Source organism: Alkalinema sp. FACHB-956 (assembly GCF_014697025.1).
GTDB lineage: Bacteria > Cyanobacteriota > Cyanobacteriia > Leptolyngbyales > Leptolyngbyaceae > Alkalinema.
Window position 1 is genome coordinate 100,575 of sequence record NZ_JACJRC010000010.1, and the last position, 23,369, is coordinate 123,943.

19 protein-coding genes are annotated in these 23,369 nt (G+C 52.0%); 11 read left to right on the top strand and 8 right to left on the bottom strand.

Annotated features, from left to right (window positions below; translation table 11 throughout):
- Positions 1–113: 113 nt before the first annotated feature.
- The 4 genes from cruF to H6G21_RS13025 all read left to right on the top strand — a co-directional run bounded on the left by cruF (position 114) and on the right by H6G21_RS13025 (position 3,985).
- The gene (gene cruF, locus H6G21_RS13010; protein WP_190573849.1) at positions 114–1,019 is read left to right on the top strand and encodes a gamma-carotene 1'-hydroxylase CruF; all 906 of its coding nucleotides are present in this window, start codon (positions 114–116) and stop codon (positions 1,017–1,019) included.
- Between the two features lie 197 nt (positions 1,020–1,216).
- On the top strand, positions 1,217–2,422 hold the full coding sequence (gene cruG, locus H6G21_RS13015; RefSeq protein WP_190573850.1) for a 2'-O-glycosyltransferase CruG: 1,206 nt from the start codon (positions 1,217–1,219) through the stop codon (positions 2,420–2,422).
- Positions 2,423–2,649: 227 nt separating this feature from the next.
- Entirely contained in the window at positions 2,650–2,883 is a 234-nt protein-coding gene (locus tag H6G21_RS13020) for a photosystem I reaction center subunit IV (RefSeq protein WP_190573851.1), read from the top strand.
- A gap of 166 nt (positions 2,884–3,049) precedes the next feature.
- On the top strand, positions 3,050–3,985 hold the full coding sequence (locus H6G21_RS13025) for a DNA-formamidopyrimidine glycosylase (RefSeq protein WP_190573852.1): 936 nt from the start codon (positions 3,050–3,052) through the stop codon (positions 3,983–3,985).
- On the opposite strand, the gene H6G21_RS13030 is transcribed toward H6G21_RS13025, so the two are convergent.
- On the bottom strand, positions 3,965–4,519 hold the full coding sequence (locus H6G21_RS13030) for an SH3 domain-containing protein (protein ID WP_190573853.1): 555 nt from the start codon (positions 4,517–4,519) through the stop codon (positions 3,965–3,967). The genes H6G21_RS13025 and H6G21_RS13030 overlap by 21 nt on opposite strands.
- Positions 4,520–4,799: 280 nt before the next feature.
- On the opposite strand from H6G21_RS13030, the gene H6G21_RS13035 reads away from it, so the two are divergent.
- On the top strand, positions 4,800–5,624 hold the full coding sequence (locus H6G21_RS13035) for a YebC/PmpR family DNA-binding transcriptional regulator (protein ID WP_190573854.1): 825 nt from the start codon (positions 4,800–4,802) through the stop codon (positions 5,622–5,624).
- A gap of 493 nt (positions 5,625–6,117) precedes the next feature.
- Here H6G21_RS13035 and H6G21_RS13040 read toward each other — a convergent pair whose 3' ends face one another.
- From H6G21_RS13040 to H6G21_RS13055, 4 genes are all read right to left on the bottom strand, one after another.
- Positions 6,118–6,843: a DevA family ABC transporter ATP-binding protein gene (locus H6G21_RS13040; RefSeq protein WP_190573855.1), complete on the bottom strand. Its 726-nt coding sequence runs from the start codon at positions 6,841–6,843 to the stop codon at positions 6,118–6,120.
- A 247-nt stretch (positions 6,844–7,090) separates the two neighbouring features.
- Positions 7,091–8,371: an adenosylmethionine--8-amino-7-oxononanoate transaminase gene (gene bioA, locus H6G21_RS13045; RefSeq protein ID WP_190573856.1), complete on the bottom strand. Its 1,281-nt coding sequence runs from the start codon at positions 8,369–8,371 to the stop codon at positions 7,091–7,093.
- A 26-nt stretch (positions 8,372–8,397) separates the two neighbouring features.
- Entirely contained in the window at positions 8,398–9,642 is a 1,245-nt protein-coding gene (locus H6G21_RS13050; protein ID WP_190573857.1) for an FtsX-like permease family protein, read from the bottom strand.
- A 59-nt stretch (positions 9,643–9,701) separates the two neighbouring features.
- On the bottom strand, positions 9,702–10,940 hold the full coding sequence (locus H6G21_RS13055; RefSeq protein WP_242041801.1) for a biotin/lipoyl-binding protein: 1,239 nt from the start codon (positions 10,938–10,940) through the stop codon (positions 9,702–9,704).
- A gap of 526 nt (positions 10,941–11,466) precedes the next feature.
- On the opposite strand from H6G21_RS13055, the gene H6G21_RS13060 reads away from it, so the two are divergent.
- From H6G21_RS13060 to H6G21_RS13080, 5 genes are all read left to right on the top strand, one after another.
- Entirely contained in the window at positions 11,467–12,069 is a 603-nt protein-coding gene (locus H6G21_RS13060) for a superoxide dismutase (RefSeq protein WP_190573858.1), read from the top strand.
- Between the two features lie 266 nt (positions 12,070–12,335).
- Positions 12,336–12,554: a hypothetical protein gene (locus H6G21_RS13065; protein ID WP_190573859.1), complete on the top strand. Its 219-nt coding sequence runs from the start codon at positions 12,336–12,338 to the stop codon at positions 12,552–12,554.
- Between the two features lie 7 nt (positions 12,555–12,561).
- Positions 12,562–14,721 (top strand): polyphosphate kinase 1, encoded by a 2,160-nt coding sequence (gene ppk1 / locus H6G21_RS13070; protein ID WP_190573913.1) that lies wholly within the window; start codon positions 12,562–12,564, stop codon positions 14,719–14,721.
- A gap of 563 nt (positions 14,722–15,284) precedes the next feature.
- Positions 15,285–16,277, top strand: coding sequence for a sigma-70 family RNA polymerase sigma factor (locus H6G21_RS13075; RefSeq protein ID WP_190573860.1), 993 nt, complete (start codon positions 15,285–15,287; stop codon positions 16,275–16,277).
- 521 nt (positions 16,278–16,798) lie between these two features.
- A complete protein-coding gene (locus H6G21_RS13080) occupies positions 16,799–17,185 on the top strand; it encodes a response regulator transcription factor (RefSeq protein WP_347278016.1) in 387 nt (128 codons plus the stop codon).
- 120 nt (positions 17,186–17,305) lie between these two features.
- On the opposite strand, the gene H6G21_RS13085 is transcribed toward H6G21_RS13080, so the two are convergent.
- Together H6G21_RS13085 and H6G21_RS13090 are read right to left on the bottom strand one after the other, a co-directional pair.
- The gene (locus H6G21_RS13085; RefSeq protein WP_190573862.1) at positions 17,306–17,731 is read right to left on the bottom strand and encodes a hypothetical protein; all 426 of its coding nucleotides are present in this window, start codon (positions 17,729–17,731) and stop codon (positions 17,306–17,308) included.
- Positions 17,732–18,005: 274 nt separating this feature from the next.
- Positions 18,006–20,234: an NADP-dependent isocitrate dehydrogenase gene (locus H6G21_RS13090; RefSeq protein WP_190573863.1), complete on the bottom strand. Its 2,229-nt coding sequence runs from the start codon at positions 20,232–20,234 to the stop codon at positions 18,006–18,008.
- Here H6G21_RS13090 and H6G21_RS13095 point away from each other — a divergent pair.
- Positions 20,233–20,436 (top strand): hypothetical protein, encoded by a 204-nt coding sequence (locus H6G21_RS13095; protein ID WP_190573864.1) that lies wholly within the window; start codon positions 20,233–20,235, stop codon positions 20,434–20,436. The two genes, H6G21_RS13090 and H6G21_RS13095, sit on opposite strands and share 2 nt — an antisense overlap.
- A 47-nt stretch (positions 20,437–20,483) precedes the next feature.
- On the opposite strand, the gene H6G21_RS13100 is transcribed toward H6G21_RS13095, so the two are convergent.
- Positions 20,484–23,357 carry a YfhO family protein gene (locus H6G21_RS13100; protein ID WP_190573865.1) on the bottom strand — a complete coding sequence of 958 codons (2,874 nt, stop codon included), beginning with the start codon at positions 23,355–23,357 and terminating at the stop codon, positions 20,484–20,486.
- Positions 23,358–23,369: the final 12 nt, after the last annotated feature.

A 23,369-nucleotide genomic window follows, 5' to 3' on the forward strand; every position in this document is an offset into this window, starting at 1 on the left:
CGTAAACTAAGAAGCAGTCTATAAATTTATACTTTTTTATCTGATTATCTTTGTCTGACTACCTCAGTCCATTTATCTCAGTCCATCCGTTGAGTACATCCATGGAGAAAGCTATGGGACGAATTGCGATCGCAGAGCGGGCTTGTCTAGTGGGTCACTGTTTGTCCCTCGCCTTTGGATTAGCGGGCTTGCTGTTGGTGCTGCCTAATCCAGAGTTCATCACTGCTTTACCCGCCTTTGGGCAGCGGGCCTTTGCCTACAGCATGGCGGGCGGGGGTGTGGTTTACATCGTACTAGGGGCGATCGCCGTTTCCCTCTATGCCTACCGGGTTTTGGGATATCAGCGCTGGCTTACCTTTATGATTCCTGCCGTTGGCCTATCCCTCTGTAGCGAACTCTTGGGCACCAGCACAGGCTTCCCCTTCGGAGCCTACGGTTATCTGGATGGCCTGGGCTACAAAATTGCAGGCTTAGTGCCCTTCACCATTCCCCTGTCCTGGTTCTACGTCGGGCTGTCCTGCTATGTCATCGCCCGATCGGGATTGGAACAACTGAAACTCCCCACCTGGACCAGACTGATCGGCAGCATTGTCGTGGGTGCAGGCTTGCTCACCGCCTGGGACTTCGTCCTGGATCCCGCTATGAGCCAAACGCCCTATCCCTTCTGGCAGTTCCAAGATGTCGGCGAATTTTTCGGCATGCCCTATCGCAACATTACTGGGTGGTTGGGAACCGGGATGGTCTTCATGACCGCGGCCTCTCTGTTTTGGGGTAAGGGCACGATCGGTCTACGCCGCGAGCAGTTGAATACCCCCCTCGCGATTTACCTGATCAACTTTGCATTTGGAGCGCTGATCACCCTAGCGCAATTGGATCACCGTTTTTGGGTCATGATGGCCATTTCCGTCGGGTTTGGGGTCGTGCCTGCGATCGCCCTCTGGCGCAAGGTACCCGTTGAGACGCCCGATGTTGCGCCCGTTGCCAGCGAAACCGTGGCGGAATCGATCGTCGCCAGCTAAATGTTCGTCGGTCCTTTCTATTCAAGTGAATTCGACAAGCAAAATTGTCCCTCACTAAGCCCCTGTACTGGGACGGAGAATTCACTTTCGGGGGGTGTCGGGGGAGTAGAGTCCCCTGACATCGCAGGGGGGCGGGGAGAAGTTCCCCGATCTTCGCTGCGTAGCAGCCCCGACGATCGCGCCGCACCACGAATTCATTGAACTCATGTTCTGTTACGGTTTTGCCTGTGTTAGATGCCACCTTTGCCCTGATTCTGCTCCTGCAACTACCCGCGATCGCCATTTTGCTGTCCCGGTTACTGCGCGGCCCCTTTCGCCATCCGCCCCTGCAAGCTCGATCGGCCCAACCCAGCCAGTTTGGCAGAGTTAGCGTCGTGGTTCCCACCTTGAACGAAGCGGCGCGGCTGCAACCCTGTTTGGATGGATTGGCAACCCAAGGGCCGGAAGTGCGGGAAGTCTTGGTCGTGGATAGCCGATCGACGGACGGCACCCCCGATCTGGTCAAAACTGCCGCCATGGCCGATCCTCGCTTTCAGTTAATGCAGGATGATCCCCTGCCTCGGGGCTGGGTGGGACGACCCTGGGCCTTGCACAATGGCTTCCTCGCCAGTTCCGAGCAAAGTGAATGGATTTTGGGGATCGATGCCGATACCCAGCCCCAACCCGGATTGGTCGCTAGCCTGCTCACCACGGCAGAAGCGGAAGGCTATGACCTGATTTCCCTATCGCCTCGATTTATCTTGAAATCCGCAGGGGAACTGTGGCTGCAACCCGCCCTGCTGATGACCTTGGTCTACCGCTTTGGCGCAGCGGGGGAAACGGGTAACCAGGCCGATCGGGTCATGGCCAACGGTCAATGTTTTCTCTGTCGCCGATCGCTCCTGGCCGATCTAGGTGGTTACAGCAGCGCTCGCCAATCCTTTTGTGATGACGTGACCCTGGCGAGAAATGCCGCCGCGCTGGGGGCCAAGGTGGGCTTCTTAGACGGAGCTAACGTACTGAAAGTGCGGATGTATGAAGGCTGGCGAGAGACCTGGGAGGAATGGGGCCGATCGTTGGATCTCAAAGATGCCGCCACCCCGGAGCAGGTCTGGGGCGATCTGTGGTTTCTCGCCATGACCCAAGGGTTTCCGATCGCCCTCCTGCTATTCAGTGCGATTTGCTATTTCACAGGCAATACTTCATTACCCATCCTCGGCACCTTAGCTGGCAATAGCATCTTAGTCATCATGCGATTTGCCCTGGGATTCGCGATCGCGCCGTCCTACGATTTCAGTCAAGCCCAAGGAAAACTGTGGTTTTGGTTGTCGCCCCTAGCGGATCCCTTCGCAGTCTGGCGAATTTGGCTATCCTCTAGCCGCACACCCACCCAGTGGCGGGGCAGAATTTACCAAGCTCAATGATTCTTCAACTCTAAATGGATACCCCGATCGGGCAATTGCTTGATTCTCGATCGATTTTCTATGGATTTCATGGGGCTAGTAATATTAATTCATGCCAAAAGTTGCGGTTATGTTTCAGTTTGTTGCAACCCTGGATGAGTTCCGTAGCAACCTTTCCCTCCCATAGTAAAGTGGGAATCAATAAAGCTGTATGAGTTTAGCTTTGATAAAAAGAGGGAAAAACACTCATGGTTCAGCGTGGTTCAAAAGTTCGCATCCTGCGTCCCGAATCCTATTGGTACAATGATATTGGTACCGTGGCATCCATTGACCAAAGCGGCATTAAGTACAACGTAGTGGTGCGCTTTGACAAAGTAAATTACAGCGGTTTTAGCGGTAGCGCTAGTGGCGTCAACACCAACAACTTTGCAGTGAGCGAATTGGTGGAAGTTGAAGCTCCTCCCGCTAAAGCTAAGAAATAAGGCTAGGTGGATTCTCTCAGAGAGTATGTTTGAGGTTAGCCCAGGCATCTCTTAGAAGATAATTCAGCAGTCACAAGCCGTCTGGAGTAGGTCGATCGATCTACTCCATTTTTATATTGATGACATCACCTAGACTGGATCAGGACTGTTTGTGAGGACGACGATCGTGCCTGAGTTACCTGAAGTGGAAACCGTGCGCCGAGGTTTGAACGCAACAACCCTGCACCAGCCCATGACTGGCGCTGAAGTGTTGTTGCCCCGCACGATCGCCTATCCGGATCCCCTGGATTTTCCCAGCAATCTCGTGAATTGCACGATCACCCAGTGGCAACGGCGGGGCAAATATTTACTGGCAGAGTTAGGAGAGGCTGGCTGCCAAGGCTATTTAGGGGTGCATTTGCGCATGACCGGGCAATTGCTCTGGGTCCCATCCGATCGCCCCGTGGAGAAACATACCCGAGTGCGCTTCTTTTTCCAGAACGATCGGGAATTGCGCTTTGTCGATACGCGCACCTTTGGGCAAATTTGGTGGGTACCGCCCGATCGCCTGCCTCAAGATATCGTGCACGGCCTGCAAAATCTGGGGCCAGAACCCTTTGATGCCGCCTTTTCCGAAGAATATTTAGCCGCTTGGTGTCGCGATCGCAAACGTCCGATAAAAAATGCCTTGCTAGATCAAACGTTAGTCGCCGGAGTCGGCAACATTTACGCCGATGAATCGTTATTTTTGAGCAATCTGCATCCGACCACCCACTGCGCCGACCTCCAGCCGCAACAACTCGCGACCCTGCGCCGTCATGTCATTCAAGTCTTAGAAGACAGCATTGCCGCCAAAGGGACGACATTGCGGGACTATCGCACCGTGGAAGGGGTGAATGGCAACTACGGCGGACAGGCGTGGGTCTATGGGCGAGATGGAGAAGCTTGTCGGGTCTGCGGAACCCCGATCGAACGCATCAAACTAGCGGGGCGATCGGCCCACTATTGCCCCCAGTGCCAGTGCCCCCAGTGCCAGCCGATCGCAGAACCATCGATCGGGCGTTCTCCGCGGCGCAACACCGATCGTAAAACCGCGAGTTCTCTAAAACAAAAACTGGACTAAATCTCCTCTCACCCACCCCTGCCGATGGGAGTCGTTCAAATATTTCACGTAATACCAGGTAGCGTTATCCGCCGGATCTGCCGCCATTTCCTTAATCAAAACCTTATCGCCATGGTGTGCAGCAAACAGCGCATTGTAGTGGGTCGATGGCCCCGATCGCACATTTAACCTTCCACGAGGCACACCTGCATCCAAAATCGCCTGGGATGGAAAAAATTCGCCCCCGATCGCTGGAAATTGCAGAAAGTCCTCCCGAATCCACCCGCGATCGTCGGGATTGATCCGCACCATGTACCAGATGTATCCCTGTTGGCCGCGTTGCCCATCCATTATTTCCAACTTTTGCCCGCTGGTTGCATAGGTCAACGCTTCCGAATGAGTTGTTGGCTGCGATCGCACATTCACCACATTTCCTGGCTGCACATTCACCACATAGGCCGGTCTGGCCACCGCTGCCATTGCTGCCAGTAGAAGCAGACTAACCGCCGTCAGACTCGCTCGTATTCCCGTTTGCAGTAAGGTGAGAAGTTTCATAGGGCATTCCTCACAACGCACGATCGCAGGCCGCGATCGGCTATCAATTGATCGGCATCCTTCGGATAGGGATTACTTAATTTTACGCATAGAAATAATTAGCTATCCTTATCCTCTTACCTTCGATCGTGACGTAGATTTTAGGGAAATGGGGGCGATGTTTTACATTTCTTTCCATTCAGGCTGACCGACACCCAGTCAAGTGCTCCTCAGGGATACAGTTCATCGTCTATCCTAGAAAACTGTTGAACTAGCACCGAACCTATGGCAGGACATAGTAATGGCAGGACATAGTAAGTGGGCCAATATTAAACGGCAAAAAGCCCGCGTTGATGCAAAACGTGCCAATGTCTTTACTAAAATCTCGCGGGAAATTATTGTAGCGGCCCGCGCCGGAGCCGATCCAGCGGGGAATTTTCAACTGCGCACCGCGATCGACAAAGCCAAGGCCGCAGGCATTCCCAATGACAATATTGATCGGGCGATCGCGAAGGGCTCCGGCACCTTAGAAGCCGATGGGAATGCATTGGAATCCATTCGCTACGAAGGCTATGGCCCCGGAGGAGTGGCAATTTTGATTGAAGCCCTGACCGACAACCGCAACCGCACCGCCGCCGATTTGCGCGCCGCCTTCAGCAAAAATGGCGGAAACCTGGGGGAAACGGGCTGTGTGGGCTGGATGTTTGCACAAAAAGGCGTGGTTTCTTTGACCTTCGATCTCACCCCCACTGGGCGAGGCCGCAACCGCATTCCCGCCACCCTGGACGAAGAAGCTTTATTGGAAGCTTGCCTAGAAGCGGGGGCAGACACCTACGAGTTAAGCGACCTGTCGGAAGACGATGGCATCGCGATCGGGAAATTGGCGGAAGTCTTCACCGATATCACCAATCTGGAAAATCTGAGTCAGTGCTTACAAAAACAGGGCTATACCGTCTCCCAGGCGGAGTTCCGGTGGATTCCAACCACCACCATGGAATTGGAGGATGCCGATCAAACCCGATCGTTGTTAAAACTCATTGATGCTTTGGAAGATTTGGACGATGTGCAAACGGTCACCGCTAACTTTGAAATCAGTGATGAGTTAATGGCAATGAGTTTCGCGTAATTTTTTTTGCGCGTAATCTTCCCATTGCTATCACCTATTGCTATCCCCTGATATCACCGTGATATCCCCCGTTTTTGGTATCCCCGTTCGAGACAGATGCGCTTTGGGTGCCAACGGGGGGCATCACGGGAAAAACTTCGGATTAACTGGAAAGCCCCTTCCCGTCAACCCGAAGCCTTGTGCTCTATACCCCTTTAGATTAGCCTTGACCCAGGCTCAATAACTTCATCCAATACGGTGATTCGCCATCACCCGATCGGTTCATTCCTATGGATGATTTGTGATGAGGATCACATGCTTTCTAGCAATAATAACCGATTTGTCGGACAATCGCACATCAATCCCGAAAAGATTGAGGGGAACGTTAGGTTTTCCGTAGTTCTAGCATTGATATTTCCGATTTCAGAACTCCCGATGGCAGAAGCTAGCCGATCGCGGAGACTCGTCGATCGCAAAGATTAGACGCAAAGACGTTAACCGAGAGCAATTGCCTTTAACCGAGGGCGATCGCTTTTTCGGGCGCGGGTTCCTGATCCAAATCGTAGGATTCCAAGCGTCCATCTTCCATGTGGATCAAGCGATCGGCCACATCCAAAATCCGGTTATCGTGGGTCACCAACACCACAGCGGATCCCCGTTCCTTGGCCAAGTTACGCATAATCTCCACCACATCCCGTCCCGATTTCTTATCCAGCGCGGCGGTGGGTTCGTCGGCCAGAACCAACTTTGGATTGGAGACCAAGGCCCGGGCGATCGCCACCCGTTGCTTTTGTCCCCCGGATAATTCATCGGGATAGTAATTCATGCGATCCTGCAATCCCACAGCCTCCAACATGCCCTCCGCCATATCCCGCGCCTCGTTGGGCGTAATCTGGTCATGCAGTTCCAAGGACATCATGACATTCTGTTTGGCTGTCAGGGAATTGAGCAAATTATGGGCCTGGAAGATATACCCCACATTCCGCCGCAGTCCCACCAATTGCCCTTCCGCCGCGTTGCGTAACTCCTGCCCCAAGACTTTCATACTGCCTTCCTGGGTCGATCGTAGGGCCCCAATGAGCGTCAAAAGCGTCGTTTTCCCGGAACCCGATGGCCCGGTCATAATCACCACTTCCCCTGGATCAACCGTGGTCGTCACCTCAAAGAGAATCTGCTTGCGGAGGTTCCCTTTTCCAAAGTAATGATTCACCTTGTCGATCGCGATAATAGGCTCAGTCATGGAATTCGATCCGGTTGAGGAAACAGTAAGAAGACATTACAAGCCAATATCCAGAGGGGCTAAGGTCTAAATCAACTTGTAATTGCCACACATAACGATCCCCCTACATCCCCCTTGATAAGGGGGACTTTGCAAGGATTTAGCTGAATTCCCCCTTTATTAAGGAGGGCTAGGGATCGGATCTGTAGCATTGATCAATCAATTTGGTATGAGGTCTAAATCCAGAAGAACAAGGATATGTTCAATTTTAAGCAAGTTTCTCTAAAATCGCCCGGATCCCCCCATAGATAAACGCCAATTCCTCATCGGTGATGCAGTAGGGCGGTAGGAGATACAGCACATTCCCCAAGGGTCGCAGGAGGAGATTATGCTCGATCGCCAACTGCCGCACCTGCACCGAAACTGAGTTGAGATAGCCCTCGGGAACGGTGGTAATGTCCATCGCCGCGATCGTTCCTGTGACCCGCAACCGTTCTACCTGGGGATAGTCTTTCAGGGCTTGGAGGTGCTCTAAATGTTGGTTTTCTAAGGCGGCAAACCTGGGTTCGTACTGCGGCAACAGATCCAACCCCGCGATCGCAGCAGCACAGCCCAAGGGATTTCCAGCGTAGCTATGGCCATGGTACAGCGTCTTACTCAAATCCTCGCTGTAAAAGGCTTCGTAAATCGCCTCTGTGCAGACCGTGGCGGAAAACGGTAAAAATCCCCCTGTAATCCCCTTGGATAAACAAATCATATCGGGACAGATTCCCACCCGATCGCAGGCGAATGTTGTCCCCAACCGCCCAAAGCCTGTCATTACCTCATCAAAGATCAGCAGCACTCCCCATTCCTGCAAACATTGCTGGACCTGCTGCAAAAACTGGGGCCGCCCCATGCGCATTCCGTAGGCTCCCTGCACCAGCGGCTCGACAATCACCCCAGCATAGCGATCGGGGTTCTGCTGGAGTTTCTCTTGCAGAATCGCTAAGGCTGCGGCTTCCTTGGCTTCAACCTCCGGATCCCCCAAAAACGTATCGGGAAAGGGAATAAACTCCACCTCAAACAACATCGGCGCAAAGGCATCGGAATAGGTAGATCGGGCGCAAACCGACATCGCGCCAAAGGTATCACCGTGGTAAGCCCCTTCAAAGGCGATAAACGTGCGGCGTTGTTGCTTTTGATTCAGCCAGTACTGATAGGCCATTTTCAGCGCCACTTCCACCGCCGTGGAGCCATTATCGGAATAAAACACCCGCGTCAATGGTGGCGGCAATAGGGCAGTCAACCGCTCCGCCAAGGTTTCCGCTGGCTGATGGGTAAAACCCGAGAAAATTACTTGTTCCAGGGTACGGGCTTGGGTGTAGATCGCTTCCGCAATGTGGGGATGGGCGTGGCCGTACAGGTTAACCCACCAACTGGAAATACAATCTAAAATCCGTTGACCATTTTCTAGCTCTAGCCAAGCGCCTTGAGCTGCAATCACTTTAATCGGATCAGGAGCCGTTTTTGCTTGGGTGTAGGGATACCAAAGATTCGGGTGAGCCATGGGTTACCAAAAAGGATTAAGATTCGCTAGAAAATATCCGCTGGATCAGCATCCTGGACTTTGCGCACTGCAATTGTGCCGGAAATTAAGCACATGACTACCGCAAGGCAGAATACAAAAATACCGCGACTGGTCGTCATACCTACGGGAAGTGCCGTCGCATTTCTGGTCAACACATACATCCCGCTGCTGAGCACGTAACCAGGAATGAAACCCATGACGGCTAGAATCATTGCTTCTTGAAACACCACTTTCAGCAAATAGCGATTTTTATAACCCATTGCCTTCAGAGTTGCATATTCTGCTAGGTGATCAGTGACATCCGTGTAGAGGATCTGATACACAATTACGATGCCTACAATGAAGCCGATCGCGACTCCTAGGCCAAAAATAAATCCGATCGCGGTTCCTTCTTGCCAATACTTCAGTTCGACGTTAATAAATCCTTTTTTTGACAGAATCCGTACATCCCCAATGATGAAGTCTTCCCGCGCTTGCTCTGGGGTTAATTGAGGATTCACCCTGAGAGCCCCCGGCATCGTCGCTTTCAGCGTATCTAACGTTTTGAGAACATCCGTTCCCGGTTCTAATTGAATAATGCCAACGTTGATATCGCCTTTCTGTCGTTGATCAAAAATTCGACGGAAATTATCGTCACTGGTAATCACGTTACCATCGGCACCAAAGGACGCACCGAGTTCAACCAAGCCCGCAATCTTCACCTGCTTATTGGAAATCTCAGTACGAATCAGTTCACCTTTCGCTTGATATTCGGGAAATTTTTGGGCGATCGGGCCAAACTCTTCCCGTGACTTACTATCAAACAGGAACCGATCTTCTAAGCGAATTTCATTGCGCGCCTGTACCGTAAATCCTGGAATCTCAATGACATCATCACTAGGATTAACCCCAGTGACCATGAGCTGACGAGTTTGGGATTTCGGCAAGCCTTCCCAAAATGGATTCTTCCAAGTCCCAAAGCCAATATACATGGGACTCACATTTTTGATTCCAGGCACCCCATAGGTTTGATACAGTCGGCGTTCTGGAAAATTTTCCATTGCAATCAATGCAGTGGATTGGGAACTGATGATAAAAATGTCCCCTTTCAAATTTTTGTGAAAGGTAATAGCACTCTCAAACAATGCATCCTGGAAACCCAGTTGCAAAAACATCAAGATAACCGCAAAGCTAATACCCGCGATCGCAACCAGCAACCGGATTGTCTCACGCTTCAATTGAAGCCAAGCTAGGGGAATTGCAAATATCATTGTGAAACCATGGAAAATTTCAGCAAACAGCTAGGAGATTACTAGCAACCCGTAAACAGCTAGGGGTTAATTGCCACTTTCACTTGGAGATTAGTTAAACCCGCTACAGGTTTGCTGTCATCCAATCGAATTTTGACCTCCACAATACGGGCATCCTGTTTATCCGCCGGATCGGCGCTGGTCACATCATTGTTGCGGACCTGTCGGCCAATTTCCGTCACAGTGCCGGTAATCTCACCCTGGAAAGCATCGCTCTTAATTTTGGCTTTATTCCCTAAGGAAACTTTGCCAATGTAGTTTTCATCGACTTCCGCCACCACAAACATTTGATCCGTGCGTCCCACTTCCATGATGCCGTTGGTGCCCACCGTTTCTCCATCTTTTGCATGGATCACCAGCACCTGGCCATCAATCCGCGACTTGACTACTGCCGTTTCCAGTTCCACCTTGGCTTTTTCAAAATTGGTTCTTGCCACCAAAACTTGGGCTTCTGCTTGCTTGAGATCCGTTGGCCGAACCTCCGCCACACTGCTCAGCCGCTGATCTTCCTTGGCGATCGCGAGATTGGCACGAGCAATTGCCTGCTGCCGTTGCTGCACGGTTTGTTCCGCTTGGCCCACCGCCTTTTGCGCCTGGTCAAACTGTCGCTTCGTCGTGATGTAATTCAGTTCCCGACTTTTTAATTCCGCTTCGGAGATGGCTTCTTCCTTGCGCAGTTGACTGTAGCGTTGGTAGTCCCACTCTGCTTTTTTAAACTCAGCTTCCCATTTGTTCGCTTCAAAGATCGCCTTTTGCCGCTCGAGTTCTGCCGTGCTCAAATCTGCCCGCGATCGCTCCAAATCCGTCCCCGCCTGCAAGACTTCCGCCCGTTGCGCCCTGATATCCCCCTGTTTTGCCCCAGCCCGCACCTGATCCAGCCGAGTTTGTGCTTCAATCAACTGAGCTTCCGCTTGCCGAGCCGCCGCTACGAGAGAAGGATAGTTATCCATCACCGCCAAGGGCTGACCAGCCTTGACCTTATCCCCTTCCTTCACCAACAACTTCTCAATCCGTGAGCTAAAGCCCGTGGCAGGCGCAGCCACCTTATAAATTTCTCCGGCGGGCTCTAGACGCCCCAACGCGCCGATCGCATCCTTATTCTCTTCTGCCTTGGCTACATTGGTCGTTTCCGTAGGGGTGGGTTGACTGGGTCGCATCAACACCACCGAGGTACCAATCCCCGCGATCGCGACTGCGACCACCGAAACAATCAAAACGAGCCTTGCACCAGACGGGTTCATCAGTGGATTAGGATTCAAAGCTTAAACTCCTTAGAAAAACACAGCAGATGCATAGGCAGAGGAGAGAAGCAGTCAGTCAGACCTGATCCTAGCCTCAATGCAGGAAGAAATCCTGACCCTGGATGAGGCAACGAGCCGATTGATGAGCCGATAGATCAATAGACCAGGTGATCGGGTGGTTAAGCTTCAATCCTAAAGATAATAACGAATTATGAAGGGTTCTAGGCAGGCAATTAAACCCAGACCCTGGCCTGCGATCGCTCCCAAACTCCCTCCTGTTCTACGATCCATTCTAGATGGCTCATCACAGGTTGCTCAGGTGGCTAAAGTTTGCCCCCTTACAGCCGAATCTGGGATGTATCTGCTACCATGCAGACAGTTCACCTAAGTTGAACTGGATATGGCTACGTTCTGTAATATATCCTCACCTTGGTGAGACAATAGAGAGCGTGTGACTTGATCAGCGCCCAACCAGAACAAACCGAACATTCAATTTGGGCCCTGGTGTCCTAGTCCTACCGTCCTGACTGGAGAGAGAACAAACATGGCATTTGAACAACCCCCTCTGCCCTTTGCTGCCGATGCCCTCGAAGCATCTGGGATGAAGGCTGAAACCTTTGAGTATCACTATGGGAAACACCACAAAGCCTATGTGGACAATCTGAACAAGTTGATCGAAGGTAAGGCGGAATACGAAGGGAAATCCCTCGAAGATATCATTCGCTTAACGGCTGGTGATGCGGATAAAGCAGGCATCTTTAACAACGCAGCTCAAGTCTGGAACCACACCTTCTTCTGGAATAGCCTTAAAGCAGGTGGCGGTGGTGCACCCACCGGTGACCTGGCAGCAAAAATTGATGCAGCGTTTGGCAGCTACGATAACTTCAAAACCGAATTTGCCAATGCCGCAGCAACCCAATTCGGCAGTGGCTGGGCGTGGCTGGTGGAAGACGCAGGCACCCTCAAAATTACCAAAACAGCGAATGCAGATAATCCCCTCACCAAAGGTCAAAAGCCTCTGCTGACCTTGGATGTGTGGGAGCATGCTTATTACATTGACTTCCGGAATGCACGTCCTGGCTATATTGCGAATTTCTTGGACAAGCTGGTGAATTGGGATTTTGTGGCTGCGAACCTAGCAGCTTAGTTCAGTCCTAGGCGCTGTTTAGTCCTAGGCGCTGTTTAGTCCTAGGCGCTGTTCAAGCCTCAGGGCTCTGTTCAAGCCTCAGGGCTTCGTTCAGTCCAGGGGATACGCCTCCCATTTCCTTGCCCTCTACCATCTTCGAACTGGTAGATCGGAGCTCAATTAACCTTTCCTAGCAGTTGCGATCGCAGGAGCTTTCCAAACAGGAGCCTTCCAACGTCGATCGCAACTGTTTTGTATATCACTCACCTTTTGTTATCCAGTGCGCTATGAATAGTCATGACTTCGCGAAGTATCTAGAATCCACCAACGGAATCACTAAGCCTTGGTTATTGGTGCAATTGCGCCTCGCCAAACTTCAGGAACAACGGGCCGAAATGACACCGGAAGAGTATGAAGAGACCTTAGCCGACATTCACCAAGATTTGATGAATCTGGGAGAATGGTGGGTTGGACGGGAGCACGAAGTCTTTGGCCAAGGACTGTAGGTTTATGATGCGACGGCGGCGAAAAACACCCATTGAAATTGATCTCACGGATCCACAGTACTACTTCAATCGTGAGTTGAGTTGGATTGAGTTCAATAGTCGAGTACTCCATGAAGCGTTTGACCCGAGAACGCCTTTGATCGAGCGACTCAAGTTTCTCGCCATTTTTAGCTCCAACCTGGACGAATATTTCATGGTGCGCGTCGCGGCTCTCAAGCAGCAGGTAGAAGCGGAGGTGCGCAAACTGAGTGCCGACGGGAAAACCCCCCAGGAGCAATTGGCGATGATTCGGCAACGGCTCCACCCGTTAGTCACGAAGCAACATCGCCATTTTGAGCAAGCCCTGCGGCCCCAACTGGCAGGCCATGGCATTTTCCTGTTGGATTACATGGATCTGAACCAGGAACAGCGGGCCTACCTCAAAAACTATTTTGAAGAACAGGTCTTTCCCGTTCTGACGCCCCTAGCGATCGACCCGAGCCATCCCTTTCCCTATATTTCCAACCTCAGTTTGAATCTGGCTGTGGTGATTAAGGATAGCGAAACCGGAGAAGAACTCTACGCTCGGGTGAAAGCACCGAAGGTGTTACCCCGCTTCATTCAACTGCCGATCGAGACAAACGTTCCCACGGGCACCAAATCCAAGCCAACACTCTGGGCCGGGGTTCCCCTAGAACAGGTGATTGCCCACAATTTGGAAAGTCTCTTTCCGGGCATGCAAATCCAGGAATACTATCCCTTCCGCGTCACCCGCAACGCCGATTTGGAAGTGGAGGAAGACGAAGCCGATGACCTGATGCTGGCGATCGAACAGGAATTGCGCAAGCGACGGGTAGGCGGTTCAGTGGTGCGGCTGGAAACCCCATCCGCCATGCCCACCGCCCTGCGATCGCTGCTCATGGAAGAAATGGATGTCGTACCGGAGGATGTCTATGAAATCGATGGGTTGTTGAGTCTGCGGGATTTGATGAATTTTCTGGCGCTGCCCGTCCCAGATTTAAAAGACGCTGCCTGGAAATCTGTTGTTCATCCTCGGTTGCGCCGCGTAGTGGACAGCGATGTCACCGATCCGCCGAGTAGCAAAGAGGAAGACTTTTTCGCAGTCGTCCGCAAACAGGATTTACTCGTCCACCATCCCTATCATTCCTTTACCTCCAGTGTGCAGCGCTTTATTGAAGAAGCTGCCCACGATCCGGATGTCTTAGCGATTAAGATGACGCTCTACCGAACTTCGGGGGATTCGCCCATCATCCAAGCGTTGATTACAGCAGCGGAAAATGGCAAACAGGTGGCCGTGCTGGTGGAACTAAAAGCGCGCTTTGACGAAGAGAACAACATCCTCTGGGCCAAGAAGCTGGAAAGTTCTGGAGTCCACGTTGTCTACGGCCTAGTTGGCCTGAAAACCCATACCAAATTAGTGCTCGTTGTCCGGCGGGAAGCTGGCAGAATTCGTCGTTATGCCCATGTTGGTACGGGGAATTACAATCCCAAGACGGCTAGCTTATACACGGATTTAGGCTTGTTCAGTTGCCGCGAAGACATCGGAGCCGATTTGACGGATTTGTTCAATTACCTAACTGGTTATTCTCGCCAAAGGGATTACCGCAAGCTCGTGGTCGCTCCGGTGAATTTGCGCGATCGCATTTTGACCCTGATTCAGCGAGAAATTGACCATCAACGGGCGGGCAATCAGGGGCGCATCGTCGCCAAAATGAATGCCCTCGTTGATCCCCAAATCATTCGGGCACTGTACGAAGCCTCCCAGGCAGGCGTTAGCATTGATTTGATTATTCGCGGCATTTGCTGCTTGAAACCAGGACTGGCGGGGGTCAGCGAAAACATAAGGGTCATCAGCATCATTGGGCGGTTCCTAGAGCATTCCCGGATTTTCTATTTTCGTAACAACGGCGAAGAAGAAATTTTAATCGGCAGCGCGGATTGGATGCCTCGCAACCTCGATCGGCGGGTGGAGGCGGTCGTTCCTGTGGAAGATCCGGAGTTAATCCTGGATTTGCAGGAAATGCTGGGGGTGATGCTGGCGGACAATCGGCAAGCTTGGGAGTTACAAGCGGATGGTCGCTATGTCCAGCGGCGGCCTAGTCATGGCAGCCATGAGCAACCCTCCCAAAAGTTATTCTGCGAAATGGCACAACAGGCAAATTCCTAGTCGATCGAAACACGTTGGACATGGGCAACTAAGTCAGGGCAACTAAGTCAGGGCAACTAGGTCAGGGCAACTGCCGCTTAATCCTTGCCCAGTCTGGCTTGTAGTCGATTCTGCGCCCCCTGGAACAGCCCTGGTGGCAGGCAGTGAACTTGAAGTTTTCTGAATTCTGGTGTTGACAAATCCAGAAAAACGCTATATCTAGTGTCGTAGTTCCTTTGTGGTGCGGCTACGGGTTTCTAAGCACACAGATCGTTGCTGGAGGAGCAGAATGATCCATCATTTGCTGCTCGGCGGCACTGGCTAGAAGACGCCACTTTACAGATCCACTTTGCAGACAAGGGGTCACGTCCAAACGTTGGCATCCCTTGGCATACCCCTGCCAGACATCCTGGTTCAGAGCTGGTTTCTTCCGTGATGCTCAATAGCGAATACTAGACTCCCGAAAAGATCAACTGTAAGAAGAGTGAAATTTTTCCAACATTGGTGTCATTTTTTTCACAACTTGCGCTAAAGTTGGAGGCAAAATTTTCTAAAAACGCTGAAACCATTGTGTAACTTGAGTTATGGCATCTAAGTATTCCAAAAAGAAAGATCCAGTGCCCGATGTGATCCCTCAGGACTTTCCCATCGACGAAAACGAAATTGAAGTTCTGAGCGACGAAGAGCTGACCCCAGAAGCGATCGCCAAGGCACTCCCCAAAAACTCAAGTGACTATTTGGGGTTGTCTGATGACTCCGTGGGCATGTTTTTGCGGGAAATGGCCCGCTACCCCCTGCTGAATCAGGCGGAAGAAATTGAACTGGCTCGGGAGATTGCCAAGGGCGGTATCGCAGGGGAACGGGCCAAGCGGAAGTTGGTACGAGCCAATCTCCGGTTAGTCGTCTCGATCGCGAAGAAGTATCTCAATCGGGGCGTGCCCTTCCTGGATTTGATTCAAGAAGGCTCCATGGGGTTGATGCGCGCCGCAGAAAAGTTCGACTACGAACGCGGCTATAAGTTTTCAACCTATGCCTACTGGTGGATCCGGCAGGGGATTACACGGGCGATCGCGTCCCAGTCCCGTACGGTGCGCCTGCCTGTCCACATGGTCGAGAAGCTCAACCAGGTGCGCAAGGTACGCCAAACCCTCTCCCAGGAGCTGGGTCGTCGTCCCACGAAGCAAGAACTGGCTGGGGCCTTGGATATGGAAGAGGATAAGCTGGATCAGGTGCTGGATGTCAGCCAACGCACCCTGTCCCTCCATGCATGGGTGGGCAAGGACGAAGACACTGAGCTGATGCAGTTGATCGAAGATGCGGACAACATCGCCCCCAATGAAAACCTCGATCGCAAGCTTCTCAGCGATCGCTTGAATTCCGTCTTGGAACATCTGAGCGATCGGGAGCGGGAAATCATTCGTCTCCGCTATGGCTTGGAAGATGGGCAACACTATACCCTGACCGAAATTGGCAAAATCTATGACCTCTCCCGGGAGCGGGTGCGCCAAATCCAGGCCAAGGCCATGCGCAAGTTACGGCACCCTCGGCGTCAAGCCCTGCTCAAGGATTGGGTATAGGCGGGTTCTTAATTTAGGGGAAATTCGTTCATCTTCTCCTGCTTCCAGCATCTACCAACCCCAACATTCCACCATCTAACCTTCCATCAACAATCTGTCGTTACACAATCTGTCGTTACACAATCTGTCGTTACACAATCCCTCATTACATCCCCCCTGAAAACCCACCCTTAAAACATGTAACTCAGCGTTTTTGCCATCTCTGTGATCATACAGAGGTGGTTTTTCGCAATTTCAGGGAATCTGCTGAAACCTGGCAGACTGAAGGACAGCCCCCCATCCAAATGGGAGCCAGACTTCCGTAAATCTGCGCTAGCTCTCTCCTGGGATTCCTGCCACTATGGCACCAACCCATAACCCCAACCGTGTAATCCCCCGATCGAGAAAAGCGAAATCTTAAAGACTGCTTAAGTCTCTGGGTAGACGACCAATTTCAGATCTGCGGCCTACACTCGACGTAGGTGTTCCATTGAATCGACTAGGTTGAAATGCGTGTTGAAATGCGTTCTTGTGAGCGATCAGTGTTGCGAATTCTTATTGCAGACGACCATGAACTGACTCGGTTCACCCTCAAGCTTGCGCTTAAGGGCCAACCGGGGATAGAGCTTGTTGATGTGGCTGAAAATGGGGTTCAGGCGGTCGAGATGGTCAAACGGTACCATCCCGATGTTGTGATTTTGGATATGCAAATGCCGGTTCTAGACGGCCCAGGGGCAGCGGCACAAATCAAAACGATCGCCCCTTCCGTTCAAATCATGGCTTATTCTTCCCTGGAGGAACCCCGCATTGAGCGATTGCTCCAGGAAGGCACGATCGACATCTTCTGTCGCAAAGACACTGCGATGACAGAAATTCTGTCCAAGGCCAAACTCTTGAGCCAGCCTCTGGTAGAGTATCCTGTTTTTTAAGCTTTAATCGATAGAAAAGTCTGTAAAGGTTGGAGCAGTGCAGTCAGATAGGCCCAGTTAGGACAGTTCTGACTGCACTGCTCTTAAAGTCTCAGTTTTTGGAATTCCAGGTTGAATCGATTAGTTGACGGGTTCGATCGTCAACTTATACGGGTTTTGTCCCTGTGTTCTCGCCCCAATAAAGACTCGGTAGATATCCTTAGCCCAGCGACCAGGAATCTCTGCCTTGCCATTAGAGGTACTATCTGCTTGCACACAGAACTTTTTGCCTTTGCTGTTGATGACCAGCAAGGTGGTGTTCGGATTGCCTTGCACGATAAAGCGGCGATCTAGGTCTTCTGTCAACGTCACCTCATAATTAGGCTGGGCAGGAATAAACCCAGCACAACTAGAGTCTTTCTGAGCACTGGCAGAAGTCCCAGTTCGAGTTTCTACTGAACTATTTGATGTAATCCGAATCGCTTGATCTTGATTCTGAGCTAGCCCTGGGCCAGCCAGACCAACGAGAGACGTGAGCGCTAATGTCCAAACTAGAGTCTTGTTCACCAAAACCACCCCCGGGGCAGTCTTTACTAAGTGGAAGCGTGTAAGCGGAATACGGCTTGAGACTGCGCGAATCTTGACTCTACCAATCCAGAATCTGGAGATCTGCGAATGTGTGAATCTTGAATGTGCAAATCTTGTGGGCTGATGATTTTAGTATCAAAGAATTAATTCGAAAATTCAGCCCCTGATGTTCCTGTTCCTGAACTGTCACGCAGATCCATAGGGGATAACCAGGGGCTGCCATAGATTTTTCTGCGGAGCCTAGATTTTCTGCCTAGCCCAGCGCCGCGATCGCGGTATTTAACGTTGCACTCGGTCGCATGGCTTGGCTTGCTTTTGTCGGATCCGGATGGTAATAGCCCCCAATCTCCACCGACTGCCCCTGAGCGCCATTCAACTCTGCCAAAATCTGAGCTTCCTGTTCACTCAACTGCTGGGCCAAGGGCGCAAACTGCGCAGCCAAGGTTGGATTTTGAGCCTGCGCCGCCAACGCCTGGGCCCAATACATCGCTAGATAAAAATGACTGCCTCGATTATCCAACTCCTGGACTTTTGCCGAGGGGGATTTGGCTTGATCCAAATACTGACCATTGGCCCGATCGAGGGTCTCCGCCAAAATTAACGCATCAGCATTGTTCGTCTTTTGCCCCAAATCTTCCAGGGATACCGCCAAGGCCAGGAACTCCCCAAGGGAATCCCAGCGTAAATGCCCTTCACTGAGGAACTGTTGCACATGCTTCGGAGCCGAGCCGCCTGCCCCCGTTTCAAACAACCCACCGCCCGCCAACAGCGGCACGATCGACAGCATTTTGGCGCTGGTTCCTAATTCCAAAATGGGGAATAAATCCGTCAGATAATCCCGCAACACATTGCCCGTCACAGAAATCACGTCTTTCCCCGCCTTGATCTGCTCACAGGTAAACGTCATCGCGTCCACGGGAGACAGAATGCGAATGTCTAACCCAGCGGTGTCATGGTTAGGCAAATAGGTGTTGACCTTGGCGATCAAGTTGGCATCATGGGCTCGATCGGCGTCCAACCAAAATACCGCCGGATTCCCCGTTAAGCGTGCCCGATTCACCGCCAGTTTGACCCAATCCTGGATCGGCAGATCCTTTGTTTGGCACATCCGCCAAATATCGCCCTGTTCCACCGCGTGTTCCAGCAGGGTTTGCCCTTGGTCATCCACCACTCGCACGGTGCCGTTGGTGGGAATTTCGAAGGTCTTGTCGTGGGAGCCGTATTCCTCAGCCTTCTGCGCCATCAGCCCCACGTTGGAGACATTGCCCATCGTTGTGACATCAAATGCCCCATGGGTTTGGCAAAACTCAATGCAAGCCTGGTACATCGTGGCATAGCAGCGATCGGGAATCATCGCCTTAGTGTCGTGGGCTTGCCCATCCGCGCCCCACATCTTACCGGAGTTACGAATGGCGGCGGCCATGGAGGCGTCAATAATCACATCGCTGGGCACGTGCAGGTTAGTAATGCCCTGATCGGAATTGACCATCGCCAACCGAGGTCGAGTGGCATAGACCGCGTTAATATCTGCCACGATCGCCGCCCGTTCCGCTTCGGGTAAGGCTTGAATCTTGGCGTACACATCCCCAAGGCCATTGTTGGGATTCACGCCCAATTGGGCAAAGGTCTTCCCGTGCTTGGCAAACACATCCTGGTAATACACCGTTACCGCATGGCCAAACAGGATGGGATCAGACACCTTCATCATCGTGGCCTTGACATGCAAGGACAGCAGAATGTCGTCAGCTTTGGCAGCCTTGATTTCCTGTTCATAGAACGATCGCAGCGCCTTGACGCTCATGACGGCCCCATCGATGACCTCGCCCGCTAGCACTGCCGTCTTTTCCTTCAGCACCGTGACTGCACCATCCGCCGCCACCAATTCAATCCGGACATTACCCGCCTGTTCCACAACGACCGACTGCTCGCTGCCGTAGAAATCACCGCTCTGCATATGGGCCACATGGGATCGCGAATCCGCCGCCCAAGCCCCGACCTTGTGGGGATGCTTTTGGGCATACTGCTTCACCGCTGCTGCCACCCGCCGATCGGAGTTGCCTTCCCGCAGGACGGGATTCACCGCACTACCCAGCACCTTGGCGTAGCGGGCTTTAATCGCTTTCTCTGCCTCATCCTTCGGTTCCGCTGGATAGTCGGGAATGTTGTAACCCTGGGATTGCAATTCCGCGATCGCCGCTAGGAGTTGCGGGACTGAAGCGCTGATGTTCGGCAGTTTGATGATATTGGCTTCTGGTGTTTTCGCCAGTTCCCCCAACAGGGTTAACGCATCCGGCTGCCGCTGATCCTCCCGCAGGTTTTCCGGAAAGTTGGCCAGGATGCGACCTGCCAGGGAAATATCGCTGGTTTCGATCGTCACCTTGACCGCCTTTGTGAATGCCTGGACGATCGGCAAGAAGGAATAGGTCGCCAATGCTGGAGCTTCATCGGTAAAGGTATAAACAATCTTGGCGGGGGCAGTCATGGCGCTTCCTACGATGATGGATTTCTTGGATGGATTTCTTGGGTATTGTCCTGCGGTTACTGACACAACGGGGTATGTTTTGGCACAAGAAGATGGCACCCAACGGGAATCAGCACAATGGGGCGTCAATCTCAGCGATCGACGTTCTACCGCAAACATTAACCCTCTATTTTTACATACCCTTGTTTTGCGTTTACGATGACTCAATGCCTAGAGGGGCAGCCTTACCTTAAACCGCAAGTCCATACCCTAGTCCACAGCCTCCATGGGTACTTTCTTCCGACCCATCCGTAACAATCCATAGCCTCCAGCCACCAACGTTGCGGTCGTAATCCCGACCCCGATCTTGAAACTCAAAGGGTGAAATTCAAACCGGACAACATGTTCGCCTGCAGGGACTTTGACCCCTCGCTGAATATAGTTGGTTGGAAAAATACGAGTCGGCTTGCCATCGATCGTGGCTTGCCAGCCCGGATAATACGCATCACTCAAGACCAGAAATGCCTCTGATGGGGCCTTAGTTTGCACTTCAATCATGGCTTCAGCCCGTTGAACCACCCTTACTTGACCTGCCGTTCCGAGGTCTGAACCTTGAAAGACAGCTGCTGCATTCTCCACTAAGGCAACTTTCTCTGGCTCATAAACTCCCCCCTCAGGCAGGCGGGAAGTCTGAATCGCAGTCACAATCTCCGGGGGCTCTAGCCGGACTGTCTTGGATACAAGCCATGCCCGGGGTAAGACTTGTTGATTTTCGTAGATCGTTCCCGCGTCGCTCTGTTCAACTTGCTTCCACTTCGGCGACACCCCTACCGACGTTAAGGGAAAAGAGGTGTTGCGCTGTCGATTCATCAGACTCATGCGCTGGAGAAGGAGCACCCCTGGAAGTTTACTATCACTCCATTTCAGTTCAATCTGTTTGACTTGTCGTGGCTGACTCAGAACAAGGCTACTCACATACTCATGGGCCTGACATGCCCCCGGTTTAGCTGCGGGAAGATCGCGAAAGACGGTCGCTCGCTGGTGCCGCACCAAAGGCTTGACCTCCGGGCAATCATAGGAATTTTCCGCCGTATCCCGCCCCGCCCGTAATGCATGGGTTTCTACCCGACCCTGGGTATCCGTGACTTGAACCTGCACAACGGCTGCATTCTGTGGAACCGTCACCGAACATCCCAACATCGTCACAAGACTTATCTCGCTCACCTCAATCGGTTTTGTGGATAGATAGACGTTCATGGAAGGACTCAGCAATGATGGACCACAGGCCGTAGATCCTAAGGCAATCCCCAGATCTTGGCCCGCCCATACAAATCCTGGCTGCTCAGACATGCCCGAAGACTGATCAAGAAAATACCGCACTCCCATGAAATCCAGACGCCGATCATTCACATTCACCGGAACACTGGACAGCACACCGTTAGTACTCATCCGCATCACTTCACTAAAGCGAGACAGGATCAGCGGAGAATATCCACTGATATTCGGCAGATCCCACAGACGAGTCAGATTTGGGAAAACGTCAGACTCGAAATCTTGGAGCGAAGCGATAGACTCGACGGTTCCTAGAAACCGCTGATGATTCGCCTCCAACAACGATCGATATTTCTGTACGATCGGCTTTGCTTCTAGCGCAGTTGCGAGGGGAGAGTTAATTTGCCACTCCCAAAACCAGCCGAATGTGGAAAGATCAGCAATCAAAATCGGGATGAGGATGAACCCAACCCAGCGACGATCGCGCCAGCGCAGCAATAGTCCAAAACCCACCAGACTTGCCACGCACATCACTATTGGCACTCCGACCGCTGGATTTGACCAAGGCCAAAAGTTGAGGGACACAGTCACTCCCGCCTGAATCGCTTTCTCTTGCAACGCGGGGTACAAAATCCCCATACTGACTAGGCTCAGGAGCAACACCGCGATCGTAACCGCAATTGTTCTAACAATAACCCTCCGAGACACAAGTCGATGCTGGATAGCCGCCACTCCAAAGCCTGCCAAAACACTAACCGCAAGGGTTGCTTCAATGACATGACGCCCCTGGGCACGAAATTTGTTGTAAACCGGAACGTTATAGAAAAGATGACCTAAAAATGTATCTCCCCCAAAGGTGAGGAGGAACGCAATCCCCCCAACCCATAGCCAAAAACGAACGATAGAACGCTTGGGATGGGCGATCGCTCCCACCATGGCTAGCATCAAGGGTAGCCAGCCTAAATATCCAGCCACTTCTGTGAGACTGGTCTTGCCCCAATACGGAAAATTAAAGGGAGGAAGAAGCCCACCAAAGAAGTAGGGAAACAGAGTCTGTAACGTCTGCCACCTTGGCAAAGAATAGCTCGCAAATTCTCCAAAGGTCATCGCAGAACGGGGACTCAAGCGGCTAAATTCAGCCGTCGGAATGATCTGGATGGCACACAAAGCTAATCCAACCGCCAATACCCCGATCGCATAGGCATAATATTTTTTCCGGCCCAAAGGAACACGCCATCCTAAAAATAGCGCGTAAAAGAAGCCCATCCCCAAACTATAAACCGCTATCTGAGGATGTCCGCCTAGGAAACAGCAGCTAACCGCCAGCACGCCTAGCCCAAACCAAAGCCGCGAAAACCCGTAACGCAGCCGCTCCATCGCACACAACAACAACGGCATCCAAGCCGCTGCATGAATAATTGTGGCATGACCGAGATGGGCCATCATGAAACCACACATGCTGTATACAATCCCGCTGACACTGGCTGCCAGACGCGACCCCGTTAGCATGTACCCGTAACAGTAGGCAAAACTGCCAGCTAGGACATATGCCGAAACGACAAAGGCATTCCAGGAATTCGGAATCCAATGAAATAGCAGTGCCAGGGGATACCAAGTCATATTCTGCGGATCGCCCACTACGGGATATCCCCCAAAAATCAGGTCAGTCCACAGCGTTTTTGCCGAATACAGAGCAGGGAGATAGTAGATAATGCCATCTCCGGGAGCCAATAGCCGCCCTGAGAACAACACCGGAGCAAAGAAAAGCGTAAACAGCAATGAGAAACTCAGAAACACCACTACACTGTGAATCAGAGGATTTTCCCAATTAAATTTTCGAGGAGCCTGAGCATACTCATTCGCCATCTGCATAGCTTTTTCTCA